At 37.7% G+C, this 12,371-nt stretch carries 17 protein-coding genes; all 17 read left to right on the forward strand.

What is annotated here, in order from left to right; all coding sequences use genetic code 11:
- The first annotated feature begins 118 nt into the window (after positions 1 to 118).
- The 17 genes from BFA01S_RS18075 to BFA01S_RS18155 all read left to right on the forward strand — a co-directional run bounded on the left by BFA01S_RS18075 (position 119) and on the right by BFA01S_RS18155 (position 12,207).
- Complete coding sequence (locus tag BFA01S_RS18075) at positions 119 to 400, forward strand: YqhV family protein (protein ID WP_066234009.1); 282 nt, start codon at positions 119 to 121, stop codon at positions 398 to 400.
- A 93-nt stretch (positions 401 to 493) separates the two neighbouring features.
- Positions 494 to 1,411 carry a stage III sporulation protein AA gene (spoIIIAA, locus tag BFA01S_RS18080; protein ID WP_066234011.1) on the forward strand — a complete coding sequence of 306 codons (918 nt, stop codon included), beginning with the start codon at positions 494 to 496 and terminating at the stop codon, positions 1,409 to 1,411.
- Entirely contained in the window at positions 1,408 to 1,923 is a 516-nt protein-coding gene (gene spoIIIAB, locus BFA01S_RS18085; protein WP_066234016.1) for a stage III sporulation protein SpoIIIAB, read from the forward strand. The genes spoIIIAA and spoIIIAB overlap by 4 nt, the downstream gene beginning before the upstream one ends.
- Positions 1,924 to 1,951: 28 nt before the next feature.
- Positions 1,952 to 2,158 carry a stage III sporulation protein AC gene (spoIIIAC, locus tag BFA01S_RS18090; protein ID WP_066234018.1) on the forward strand — a complete coding sequence of 69 codons (207 nt, stop codon included), beginning with the start codon at positions 1,952 to 1,954 and terminating at the stop codon, positions 2,156 to 2,158.
- Complete coding sequence (spoIIIAD, locus tag BFA01S_RS18095; RefSeq protein WP_082800070.1) at positions 2,112 to 2,564, forward strand: stage III sporulation protein AD; 453 nt, start codon at positions 2,112 to 2,114, stop codon at positions 2,562 to 2,564. Before spoIIIAC ends, spoIIIAD begins: the two co-directional genes overlap by 47 nt.
- 28 nt (positions 2,565 to 2,592) lie before the next feature.
- Positions 2,593 to 3,771, forward strand: a complete 1,179-nt coding sequence (gene spoIIIAE / locus BFA01S_RS18100) for a stage III sporulation protein AE (protein ID WP_066234021.1) — start codon at positions 2,593 to 2,595, stop codon at positions 3,769 to 3,771.
- Between the two features lie 12 nt (positions 3,772 to 3,783).
- Positions 3,784 to 4,419 carry a stage III sporulation protein AF gene (gene spoIIIAF / locus BFA01S_RS18105; RefSeq protein ID WP_066234024.1) on the forward strand — a complete coding sequence of 212 codons (636 nt, stop codon included), beginning with the start codon at positions 3,784 to 3,786 and terminating at the stop codon, positions 4,417 to 4,419.
- Positions 4,412 to 5,050 (forward strand): stage III sporulation protein AG, encoded by a 639-nt coding sequence (gene spoIIIAG / locus BFA01S_RS18110; RefSeq protein WP_066234027.1) that lies wholly within the window; start codon positions 4,412 to 4,414, stop codon positions 5,048 to 5,050. The genes spoIIIAF and spoIIIAG overlap by 8 nt, the downstream gene beginning before the upstream one ends.
- 16 nt (positions 5,051 to 5,066) lie before the next feature.
- On the forward strand, positions 5,067 to 5,705 hold the full coding sequence (locus BFA01S_RS18115; protein WP_066234030.1) for a SpoIIIAH-like family protein: 639 nt from the start codon (positions 5,067 to 5,069) through the stop codon (positions 5,703 to 5,705).
- A 241-nt stretch (positions 5,706 to 5,946) separates the two neighbouring features.
- On the forward strand, positions 5,947 to 6,423 hold the full coding sequence (gene accB, locus BFA01S_RS18120) for an acetyl-CoA carboxylase biotin carboxyl carrier protein (protein WP_066234033.1): 477 nt from the start codon (positions 5,947 to 5,949) through the stop codon (positions 6,421 to 6,423).
- A gap of 16 nt (positions 6,424 to 6,439) precedes the next feature.
- Complete coding sequence (gene accC / locus BFA01S_RS18125; RefSeq protein WP_066234035.1) at positions 6,440 to 7,792, forward strand: acetyl-CoA carboxylase biotin carboxylase subunit; 1,353 nt, start codon at positions 6,440 to 6,442, stop codon at positions 7,790 to 7,792.
- A 23-nt stretch (positions 7,793 to 7,815) separates the two neighbouring features.
- On the forward strand, positions 7,816 to 8,223 hold the full coding sequence (locus BFA01S_RS18130; protein WP_066234038.1) for an Asp23/Gls24 family envelope stress response protein: 408 nt from the start codon (positions 7,816 to 7,818) through the stop codon (positions 8,221 to 8,223).
- Positions 8,224 to 8,447: 224 nt separating this feature from the next.
- A complete protein-coding gene (gene nusB / locus BFA01S_RS18135; RefSeq protein WP_066234041.1) occupies positions 8,448 to 8,837 on the forward strand; it encodes a transcription antitermination factor NusB in 390 nt (129 codons plus the stop codon).
- A 25-nt stretch (positions 8,838 to 8,862) separates the two neighbouring features.
- The gene (gene folD, locus BFA01S_RS18140; protein WP_066234044.1) at positions 8,863 to 9,726 is read left to right on the forward strand and encodes a bifunctional methylenetetrahydrofolate dehydrogenase/methenyltetrahydrofolate cyclohydrolase FolD; all 864 of its coding nucleotides are present in this window, start codon (positions 8,863 to 8,865) and stop codon (positions 9,724 to 9,726) included.
- Positions 9,727 to 9,738: 12 nt separating this feature from the next.
- Positions 9,739 to 11,091: an exodeoxyribonuclease VII large subunit gene (gene xseA, locus BFA01S_RS18145; RefSeq protein WP_066234047.1), complete on the forward strand. Its 1,353-nt coding sequence runs from the start codon at positions 9,739 to 9,741 to the stop codon at positions 11,089 to 11,091.
- Complete coding sequence (locus BFA01S_RS18150; RefSeq protein ID WP_066234049.1) at positions 11,084 to 11,320, forward strand: exodeoxyribonuclease VII small subunit; 237 nt, start codon at positions 11,084 to 11,086, stop codon at positions 11,318 to 11,320. The genes xseA and BFA01S_RS18150 overlap by 8 nt, the downstream gene beginning before the upstream one ends.
- Positions 11,317 to 12,207, forward strand: coding sequence for a polyprenyl synthetase family protein (locus tag BFA01S_RS18155; RefSeq protein ID WP_066234052.1), 891 nt, complete (start codon positions 11,317 to 11,319; stop codon positions 12,205 to 12,207). The genes BFA01S_RS18150 and BFA01S_RS18155 overlap by 4 nt, the downstream gene beginning before the upstream one ends.
- Positions 12,208 to 12,371 lie beyond the last annotated feature (164 nt).

Genomic DNA, 12,371 nt, shown 5'->3' on the forward strand with positions numbered 1-12,371 from the left:
CCATCAGTGGGGGATGAAAAACCCCACTGATGGAAGTTTCACTTTATTCCTTCCTTTTCATTTCTAAATTTTCCTCTGTGTGCATATGTTGTACAAACTTTAATTAAGGGAGGACAACATGAAAAGTTTCTTTTCTAAATTTGATTCCACCGTTTTAACAATGGCAGGACTTCGGATGTTATCTGCCTCAATAGAATTTTCTGCAGCTATTGTCATGCTTATTTTAAATGATGTAAAAAAAGCGGTTATTGTGAACTCTTTACTGGCAATTGTTGGGCCAATTGTTTTTATTATTACAATGACAATTGGAATTTTTCACATTGCTGATCAAGTTTCATATGGAAAGCTGGTTTTTATCGGAATTGGTGTGTTTTTTATCTTATTCGGTATTTATAAGTAAATCCGAGTCCGTTTAACTGAGTATTTCAGTCATATAATGTCCAAGCTGGCATACATTTAGAGTAACGAAATTGGCTAAATTGGAGGAAGAATTGTGAATGAGATTATGGAAATACTTCCTGACTCAATTAGGGAACATTTAATAAAGTTGGATCACCTCTATATTAATAAGATGGAAGAAATCAGGATCAGGATTAATAAGAGACTGGAAATAGTGACGATGGGGAAACCGATATTTTTGCCATATTATCCAACGACGGAAGATATTATGTCCTTACTTAACGATTTCAGCCAATATTCGATTTATACATTAGAAGAAGAATTGAAGAAAGGATTTATTACAATATGTGGGGGTCACCGTGTCGGCATGGCGGGGAGAGTTATTACCGAGGGAGGAAAAGTAAAAGCGATCCGTGATATTACTTCTTATAACATACGGATTGCAAGGGAGAAAGCAGGAATTGCTGAAAAGTATATCCCATTTGTTTATAAAGGGAAATGGCTTAATACACTGATTATAGGTCCGCCGCAAACCGGTAAGACGACATTGCTTCGTGATTTTGCAAGGATTATAAGCACTGGGAATGAAACAGTTGCTTCAAGAAAAGTTGGTATTATTGATGAACGCTCTGAAATCGCCGGTTCTGTAAGAGGTATTCCGCAGCATACATTCGGAGAAAGAGTGGACGTGCTCGATGCCTGTCCAAAAGCAGAGGGAATGATGATGATGATTCGCTCAATGAGCCCTGATGTTTTAGTCGTTGATGAGATTGGAAGATTAGACGACACAGAAGCTATTCTTGAAGCTGTCCATGCAGGTGTCCAGCTTTTCGTCACTGTTCACGGCTATACGATGCATGATCTTATGAAAAGACCGTCTTTAAAACCGCTGCTTGAATTAAATGTATTTGAAAGATTCGTTGAGCTGTCAAGAAGAAATGGACCAGGCACTGTTCAGAAAATATTAAATAATGAAGGAAAACTTTTACTAAATTGTGATGTGATGACATGATTAAAATTTTAGGTGCTGTTTTTATTTTAATTGCAACAACATGGATTGGTTTTGAAGCAGCAAGACATTTAAGTGAAAGAACGAGACAGCTAAGACAGTTAAAAGTTGCTTTACAATCACTTGAAGCAGAAATTATGTACGCACATACACCGCTTACTGTTGCGGCTGAAAACCTCGCAAAGCAAATGCGAAAACCATTGTCGCCATTTTTTGAACTTTTTGCAAGCAAGCTTAAAAAAGGACATACGAGCGTGAAAACTGCCTGGGATGAGAGTATCGAAGAAGTGCTTCATTTAACGGCATTTAAGCATGGGGAGCTGGAAGTATTAAAACAATTTGGTGAAACATTGGGACAGCATGACCGGCTTTCACAGCAGAAACATATAAAACTTACTTTATCGCATTTAGAAAGAGAAGAAGCAGATGCTGTTGACAGGCAAACGAGATATGAAAGGCTCGTTAAAAGCTTAGGTTTTTTATCTGGGCTCCTGCTTATTATCTTATTAATGTAAAGCCTTTAGGTGAAGGGAGTAAAGGGCAATGGGCATTGACATAAATATTATATTTCAAATTGCGGGAATCGGGATCGTCGTTGCGTTTTTGCATACTGTTTTAGACCAAATGGGGAAGAAAGAATATGCACAATGGGTCACATTGCTTGGCTTCATTTATATTCTGTTTATGGTCGCCTCGATTGTTGATGACCTGTTTAAAAAAATTAAGGCAGTCTTTCTTTTCCAAGGTTAAGGGGGGCTTAGCGATTGAAATCATTCAAATTGTTGGAATAGGATTAGTTGCGACATTTCTTGCTTTAATTGTAAAAGAACAAAAGCCCACCTTTGCTTTTATGCTCGTCGTCTTTGTCGGCTGTGTTATTTTTTTATTTTTAATTGATAAAGTATATGAAATTATTCGTATGGTCGAGAAAATCGCAGTAAATGCAAATGTGAATTTAATTTATGTAGAAACCATTTTAAAAATAATTGGTATCGCCTATATAGCTGAATTCGGCGCTCAAATTACGAAAGATGCTGGGCAGGGGGCAATTGCATCAAAAATTGAGCTCGGCGGTAAAATTTTGATTTTGACGATGGCCATTCCAATTTTAACAGTCATTATTGAAACAGTTATCGGTATGATACCAGGATCTTAAACGTATTTTCAGCGGGAGGGCTAAATGTATGAGAACGATTCTCTCGATCATTTCACTAGTCATCATGTTTTCTTTTCCGGTAATTGTACAAGCTTCCGAAGATCCGCCAAAGGAAGAACAAGAAAGCTTTGTAAACGAACAAGTGGAAAAGTTAGGTATTGAGGAAGTGAAAGGATATTGGGATGACATTATTCATGAATATGGGGGATTTTTGCCGGAGAGCCAGAAAGGCAGCCTGCTGCAGTTTTTAAGCGGTGAAAAAGAACTATCTTTTTCTGAATGGATGAAAGCTTTGCTGCAGTTCTTATTCCATGAATTATTAGCAAATGGAAAACTGCTGGGGACGTTAATTTTACTTACTGTATTCAGTGTGATTTTACAGCTTCTGCAAAATGCATTCAGCCAGAGTACTGTTAGTAAAGTAGCGTATGCCCTCGTCTATATGGTTTTAATGATCATTGCTTTAAACAGCTTTCATGTCGCAATCCAATATACAAATGAAGCAATTGAAACGATGACGAATTTCATCTTTGCGTTAATACCTCTTCTTTTAGCTTTAATCGCTTCCTCAGGCGGACTTATTTCAGCCGCTTTTTTTCACCCGGTTATCATTTTCCTCATGAATACGAGCGGTATTTTAATTAAAAACATTGTATTGCCTTTGCTCTTCTTATCAGCGCTTTTAAGCATTGTCAGTACGCTTACAGACCAGTATAAAGTTACCCAGCTTGCCCAGCTGCTAAGAAATATAAGCATTGGTTTACTTGGAGCATTCTTAACGATATTTCTAGGTGTTATTTCCGTTCAGGGAGCATCAGCCGCAGTTACGGATGGGATTGCGATCCGGACAGCGAAGTTTATAACAGGCAACTTTATTCCGGTTCTAGGAAGAATGTTTACAGATGCAACAGATACGGTTATAAGTGCTTCTGTTCTGCTAAAAAACACAGTCGGTATTATTGGTGTCGCTGTACTGCTCTTTATTGCAGCTTTCCCAGCTTTAAAAATACTTTCTCTTGCTCTTATCTATAAATTTGCAGCGGCAATTTTGCAGCCATTAGGCGGCGGTCCAATTATTAAATGTCTAGATATTATAAGCAAAAGTGTTATTTATATTTTCGCCGCATTAGCTATTGTCTCATTAATGTTTTTCCTAAGCTTGACAGTCATTATTGCCGCTGGAAATTTAACGATGATGGTTCGTTAAAGAGGTGATGATATGGAGTTTTTAACTGGTTGGATTACAAATATTATTTTATTTATTTTACTTGCTGTGATAATCGATTTGCTCCTTCCGAGTTCAGCAATGCAAAAATATGCGAAGATCGTTATCAGCCTGCTGCTTATTGTCGTCATTATTAATCCGATTTTCAAACTTTTTTCAGCGGATATGGATGAAGTATTAGCCCAGCTTTCTATCCAGTCAGAAAATGATGCCGAAGTAAAAAATTTAATGGAAAAGCAGAAAAGTGAAATAGAAGCATCACAACGTGCATATATTTTAGAACAAATGGCTGTCCAAATGAAAGAGATGGCAGAAGAGGAGCTGGTGGAAAATTATGAAGTAGCAATTGATCGAATCCTTCTATCCCAATCAGATGAAGTGAAGAAAATCGACTCGGGAAAAGATCTACAGCATGTTGAAGTTGTCTTGCGAGCAGCCAATAAAGAGGACGAGGCAGTGGAAGTGGTAAAAAAAGTTGATATTGATACATCAAAAGAACAAGTGAGAGAAGATACAGTGCCAGGGAAAGAAGAAAAGGAAATTATAACGTATTTAGCAAAAGTGTGGGAAGTAGATCAGGAGAAGATATTACTGCAAATGAAAGGGGGAGAGGAGTCATTGCATGAGTAAACAATCATTCTTTCAAAAAATAAAACAATTATTACAAAAATCCGATTCTAAAAAACAAGGAAAATATCAATATTTTGTTATCGTATTAGTTTTGGGAATTGCTTTCATGCTTATAAGTAATCTTTTCTCGAAACAGCCTGGAGAAGATGCAGCACTTCCGGTGGCAAATCCAGTAGAAAATGAGAATACAGAAGTGTTTAAGCAAACGAAGAACGAGGAAAAAGGCTCCACGATTAAAGATTTTGAAAATGAGTATGAAAACCAGCTGAAAGAAGTGCTGGAGACAGTTGCAGGAATCGATGATGTATCTGTTATCGTTAATGTTGATGCAACATCAATGAAAGTTCTCGAGAAAAACAGTGTTGCACAAAATCAGGTGACAGAAGAAACAGACCGTGAAGGCGGGACAAGAAAAGTAGAAGATAAGTCAAATGACGAACAAGTTGTCATCATTAGAAACGGTGAACAAGAGACACCGATTGTATTGCAGACGAAGAAGCCTGAAATAAGAGGAGTTCTTATCGTTGCTAAAGGTGCTGACAACATTCATATAAAGCAGACAATTGTGGAAGCAGTAACACGTGCTTTAGGGGTACCAAGTCACCGTGTCGCAGTGGCCCCGAAAAAATAAAGGGAGGATTCTAAAAATGTTGAAAAAACAAACAGTTTGGTTATTAACGATGTTAAGTTTAGTAGTTGTATTGTCCGTTTATTATGTTACTTCTCCTGAAGGCGGGAGCAGCAATATGGCAATGACAGATAATAAGGAACCTGTAAATGAAACGGAGAAAGAAATGACAGAAGAGAATAATACCACTGGGAGTAATACAGCTGAGCAAAAGCCTGCAGAAGAAGTGAAAACAGAAGAACAGCAGGATGAAATTCAGACAGAAAAAATGGAAGACGGCACGGTTATTTCGAGTGTTGCCAGCGACGAGTTATTCACATCCATTCGCATGAAAGTAGAAGATCAGCGAAATGAAAAGAAAGAGCAGCTGCAAGCAATCGTTGCGAATAAAGATGCATCAGCAGAGGAAAAAAATGACGCATATGATGAAATGGAATCATTAGCAGATGCAGCAGCAAAAGAAACTATTCTTGAAACATTAATTAAATCTAAAGGATACGAAGATGCGTTAGTTCGTGCAGAGGGAAATGATGTAAAAATTACAGTGAAATCAAAGAAAGAGCATAATCCAAAAGCCGCTAACGACATTATTGCATTAGTCAGAGATGAGATGAAGGAAATGGATGATATTGCGGTTCGCTTTGAGCCGACGGAATAAAATATTTGCTCTTCTACCGCTGCTGTTTTTAGCAGCGGTTTTTTAATAATCTGGGCACACATTGTGTTATGAACTTTATTCAGATACAATTATTATTGAATTTATATAGTAATTTATCGTAAAATAAAATTATGATACTAAGTTTTAGTACTAGATATAAAGCTTAGCTCCTATGTTTCTGCCAGGCTGATTGCTATGACAGAGGCGTAAATAGAAGTAATTTCACTAAGGGGTGCCCAAAATGTTAAAGATTCAAGAAATTAGAGAACTTATAAAGTTAATTGACAATTCTACAATTGATAAATTTACGTATGAGCATGACGGTTCAAAAATTGAGTTAAGAAAACGAACACAAGAAGCGGAAACAGTTGTTCAAAGCGTTACAGCTGCACCGCCAGTTGTTCAAGAGCGTGTTCAGCAAGCACCTGCTCCTGTTCAGCAGGAAGAAGTAAAGGCTGAACAAAAACAAGAGGATACAAACTTACATAAAATCACATCGCCGATGGTTGGAACATTTTATTCTGCATCATCACCTGAGGCTGGTCCGTATGTACAAATCGGGTCAAAGGTACAGTCGCAATCTGTTGTATGTATCGTAGAAGCGATGAAATTATTTAACGAGATTGAAGCGGAAGTAAGCGGAGAAATCGTTGAGATTTTAGTGGAAAACGGACAATTAGTTGAATACGGACAACCTTTATTCCTTGTAAAGGCTTAAAGTAAGGAGAGAAAAAATGATTAAAAAATTACTGATTGCCAACCGGGGAGAGATTGCAGTACGGATTATACGTGCTTGTAAAGAGCTTGGTATAGAAACGGTTGCAGTATATTCAGAAGCTGATAAAGAATCACTTCATGTTCAGCTTGCAGATGAAGCGTTGTGTATCGGTCCGACTGCTTCAAAGGACAGCTATTTAAATTTCACTAATATTATAAGTGTTGCAAAATTAACAAACAGTGATGCAATCCATCCGGGTTACGGGTTCTTAGCAGAAAATGCTGATTTTGCTGAACTGTGTAAAGAAGTGAATCTTATCTTCGTTGGACCAGGTGCAGAAGCTATTTCAAAAATGGGAACAAAAGATGTTGCCCGCGAGACGATGAAAGCTGCTGGTGTTCCAATCGTACCAGGTTCACAAGGTATTATTGAAAGTGATGCAGAGGCTATTGCCTTATCGGAGGAAATAGGTTATCCAGTCATTATAAAAGCAACAGCAGGAGGCGGCGGTAAAGGAATCCGTGTTGCTAAAAATGAAGAGGAACTTATTAAAGGGCTTGCGATCACACAAAGAGAGGCTGCGACAGCTTTCGGTAATCCAGGTGTTTATATTGAAAAGTATATTCAAGACTTTAGACATGTTGAAATCCAGGTAATGGCTGATACATATGGAAATGTTATTCACCTTGGCGAACGTGACTGCTCTATCCAAAGACGTCTGCAAAAGCTGATTGAAGAAACACCTTCACCGGCTATTGATGAAGAGATGCGTGAGAAAATGGGTGCAGCTGCAGTAAAGGCAGCAGAAGCTGTTTCTTACGTTGGTGCAGGTACAATTGAATTTATTTATGATTATCGTGAGAAAAAGTTCTACTTCATGGAAATGAATACAAGAATTCAAGTAGAGCATCCGGTTACAGAGATGGTTACCGGGATTGATCTTATAAAAGAAATGATTAAAGTCGCATCAGGTGAAAAGCTTTCTGTTACTCAAGAGGAAGTTACATTTAAGGGCTGGTCAATTGAATGCAGAATAAATGCTGAAAACCCGATGAAAAACTTTATGCCGTCACCAGGAAAAATTGAAATGTACTTGCCGCCAGGCGGTCTAGGTGTTAGAGTGGACTCAGCAGCATATCCTGGATATTCCATTCCGCCTTATTATGATTCAATGATTGCAAAACTGATCACATACGGGGCGACGAGGGAAGAAGCGATTGCACGGATGAAGCGTGCTTTAAGTGAGTTCGTTATTGATGGAATTTCAACGACTATTCCATTCCATTTGAAGCTAATGGACCATGAGCAATTTATTGACGGGGAATTCAATACGAAGTTTTTAGAGATTTATGATGTAATGAATTCTTAAATTTAATACGGAGGTGCTGAACCTTGAACGAAAATACATTGTTAGAAATGAATCAGGAAGATACAGGATTAGGGAAAGTGGAAATTGCACCGGAAGTAATTGAAGTTATTGCTGGAATAGCGGCTTCGGAAATCGAAGGAGTTGCATCTATGCGCGGTAATTTCGCCGCAGGTGTTGCCGAACGTCTCGGTAAGAAGAATCATGGCAAAGGTGTAAAGGTTGAATTATCTGATGAAGGTATTGTCATTGATGTATATTGTGTGATGCTTTTCGGTATATCGATTCCAACTGTTGCCCAGAAAATCCAAAATAATATTCGTCAAACACTATTAAATATGACAGCTTTAGAAATTAATGAAGTGAATATCCATGTAGTTGGAGTTCAATTTGAGACGAAAACTTCTGAAGTGGAGATTGACCAAGAAATGTAATGATAAAGAGGGGTAGCTATCCCCTCTTTTGTTTTTCATTATTAATATAAATTATGATGTATACGGATAATTTTAAGTGTTAACATAATAAGTAATGATTATCATTTGGAAAGTACGAATGATTTGAAAGATATATATGATTTTATTCGGTATTTACTAATGAATCTGCTATTTAAATATGATATGATTTTATTTAGTGATATACGTTAAAGGGGTAAGAAAAAATGAAGCGAAGAACAGCGAGAGAAAAGGCATTACAAGCATTATTCCAAATTGATGTGAGCGATATTCTACCAAACGAAGCCATTGAACATGCACTCAACGGTAAATCAGCTGATGAATTTATGAATAGAATCGTTTATGGAACGGTAGAGCATAAACAAGAGCTTGATGAACTTATCTCACCAAACTTAGTAAATTGGACGATTGATCGTTTAGCACATATTGATCGTGTTATTTTACGTATGTCAGTTTACGAACTAAAATATGAAAATGATATCCCTGCACATGTAACATTAGATGAAGCAATTGAGCTAGCAAAAATATTTGGTGACGATCATTCAAGTAAATTTATTAATGCTGTATTAGAAAATGTAAATAAGGCATTATCGTAAACAGATTAATTAAGGAGCGAAAAATATGACAGCAACAATTATTAGCGGTAAAGAGCTTGCAAAGCAAAAGAGACTTGATTTAGCGAAAGAAGTAGAGCAATTAAAAAGCGAAGGCGTTACACCTAAATTAGTCGTTATTTTAGTTGGGGATAATCCAGCATCTGTTTCTTATGTTACAGGTAAGCAAAAAGCGGCAGAAGAAATCGGAATTGAGTTTACATTAGAAAATTTCCCGACAACATTATCTGAAAATGGCCTTCTTGATGTTATTGAGAAATATAATAATGATGATGCAGTACATGGGATTTTAGTTCAGCTTCCATTACCAGACCATATTAATGAAACAGCGGTTATTGAGAAAATTTCACCTTTAAAGGATGTTGACGGTTTCCATCCGATTAATGTTGGACGCATGATGACAGGTCAAGATTGCTTCTTACCTTGTACACCTGCTGGAATAGTGGAAATGATTAAATCAGTTGGTATTGATTTAACTGGTAAAAATGTTGTTGTTGTCGGCAGAAGCAACATCGTTGGTAAGCCGGTTGGACAATTATTATTAAATGAAAATGCTACGGTTACATATTGCCACTCTAAAACAAAAGATTTACAGCAGTTTACGAAAGAGGCTGATGTACTAGTTGCAGCAGTTGGTATCGCAAACTTTATTAAAGGTGAAGATATTAAGCCGGGTGCTGTCGTTATTGATGTTGGTGTTAATCGTCTTGATACAGGCAAGCTTTGCGGGGATGTTGATTTTGAAGAAGCGAAATCAGTTGCAAGCTACTTAACACCTGTACCAGGCGGCGTTGGTCCAATGACAATTACAATGCTTGCGCATAATACTGTTCAATCTGCTAAAAACGAATTGAAAAAAGTAAAAAAATAAGGTGTTATAAAGTTGAGTGATATTAAATATGTAACTGTCACTGCTTTAACAAAATATATTAAGCGAAAATTCGATGTTGACCCGCATCTTAGAGATATATGGGTGAAAGGCGAGCTGTCAAACTTCAATATGCACAGCCGCGGACATATGTATTTTACGTTAAAGGATGAAAAAGCGAGAATTCAGGGTGTCATGTTTGCCGGCGCGAACAAATCGTTAAAATTCAGACCTGAGAATGGGATGAAGGTTCTTTTGCGTGGGGAAATTACGGTTTATGAACAAAATGGCGGTTATCAAATATATGTGAAGGAAATGCAGCCAGACGGTATTGGAAGCTTATACTTAGCATATGAGGAATTAAAGAGGAAGCTTGAGCAGGAAGGATTATTTGCTCAGCAGCATAAAAAGCCGCTGCCGAAATTTCCGCAAACGATTGGTGTCATTACTTCCCCGACTGGTGCGGCGATCCGTGATATTTTGACGACGATTAATAGACGGTATCCTTTAGCGAAAGTGATTCTTATTCCAGCACTGGTACAAGGTGTGAAGGCCGGTGAATCGGTAGCCGAAGCGATTGATCGAGCCAATGGACTTGGCTCCATTGACGTATTAATTGTGGGCCGCGGCGGCGGTTCAATTGAAGAGCTTTGGGCTTTCAATGAAGAAATCGTTGCAAGAGCTATTTTTACGTCGTCTGTTCCAATTATTTCTGCTGTTGGACATGAGACAGATTATACGATTGCTGATTTTGTCGCTGATTTAAGGGCACCTACACCGACAGGGGCTGCAGAGCTGGCAGTACCGCATTTCTCTGAGCTGCTGGAAAGACTCTCAAATAGAAAGATGAATCTTATTAGAGCGATGCAGACAAAGGTAACGAACGGTAAAACTCTATTGGGTAATTATGAGAGATCTTATGCCTTCCGCTATCCAAAACAATTATATGAGCAAAAAGAACAGCAGCTTGATTTATTAGTTGATCGTTTTACGAAAGTGTCTAATAATTCCATTCGCTTACAGAGGGAACATTTCAATTATTTACGCAATAGACTATTGCAGGTTCATCCTCGTGACCAGGTAAAAAGGTCGTCTGAAACATATATGACACTTGTAAAAAAGCTGAAGAGAGAAATGGATGTTACGATAAAGCATAAGCATTCTGAATTTAATGAAGCGATTGCCAGGCTTAATGCATTAAGCCCGTTAAAAGTAATGGACCGGGGCTATAGTCTTGCTTATCAAAATGATAAGCTGATTAAAAGTATAAAACAAGTTGAACAGGGCGGATCATTAAAAGTTCAGCTTCAGGATGGTCAGATTGACTGTTTAGTTCAAAAAGTAGAGGAGAGATCTACTAATGAGTGATGAACAATTAACATTTGAAGAAGCAATGCAAAACCTGGAGAAAATTGTGGCAAAATTAGAAGAAGGCGATGTACCTTTAGAAAAAGCGATCGATTATTTTCAGGAAGGAATGAAGCTTTCAAAGCTTTGCCATGATAAACTGCAGCATGTGGAAAAACAGATGGATTTTATTTTAAGGGAAGATGGGCAAATAGCTCCATTCGAATTACAGGAGGAAGAAAAATCTTGACTGTCACATTAAACGACTTTCTTCCATCAAGAAAAAAGATAATTGAAGAAAGTCTTCCAAATTTCATAAAATATTTAGAAGCGCCTGAGACACTTAAAGAATCGATGCTATACTCGCTGAATGCCGGCGGGAAGAGATTAAGACCGATTTTAGTACTTGCTACTTTACAAGCATACGGAAAAAATGAAGAACTTGGAATTGCTGTTGGCTGTGCAATTGAGATGCTTCATACGTATTCTCTTATACATGATGATTTACCTTGCATGGATGATGATGATTTAAGACGGGGGAAACCGACAAATCATAAAGTCTTTGGTGAAGCATTGGCTGTTTTAGCCGGAGATGGCTTATTAACACAATGTTTCTCTGTTATCGTGAATGAAAAAAATCCTGAAGTAACGGCAGAAATGAAGGTCCGTTTAATATCAGAGTTTGTAAAAGCAGCTGGCCCGGAAGGTATGGTAGGCGGCCAAGTCTTAGATATGGAAGCAGAAACAAAAACGTTAACATTGCCAGAACTGGAATATGTACACGAAAATAAGACAGCAAAACTGTTAATGTTCAGTATTATAGCTGGTGCTATTTTAGCGGATGCATCAGAAAGTGATATTCAGTATTTAAGGACATTTGCTTTCCATTTAGGAATTGCTTTTCAAATCCGAGATGATATTTTGGATATTGAAGGAAATGAGGAGTTAATAGGGAAGCGGGTTGGATCAGATAGCTCAAATGAGAAAACGACATATCCATCACTGCTTACGATGAGCGGTGCAAAAGAGAAATTAGCTGAACATATTGCTGAGGCGAAATCTGCTTTAGGAAATGTGACAGCCGATGCAAGCCTGCTTGAAGAAATATGTGATCTGATTGCTTCTCGTGATCATTAATAATATGAGCTGACGATCAAGTAGTCAGCTCTTTTTCTTTGATTTAAAAAAATTTGGAATAAGTTTAGCTGCATATGGGAATGTAAAAAGAAACAAGCTTTGTTTCGTTATAAATAAAGTGAAACTTCTATCAGTGGGGGTTTTCGCGCGTCCCCCACTAATAG

This window comes from Metabacillus fastidiosus NBRC 101226 (genome assembly GCF_001591625.1).
In the GTDB taxonomy this organism is placed as follows: Bacteria; Bacillota; Bacilli; order Bacillales; family Bacillaceae; genus Metabacillus; species Metabacillus fastidiosus.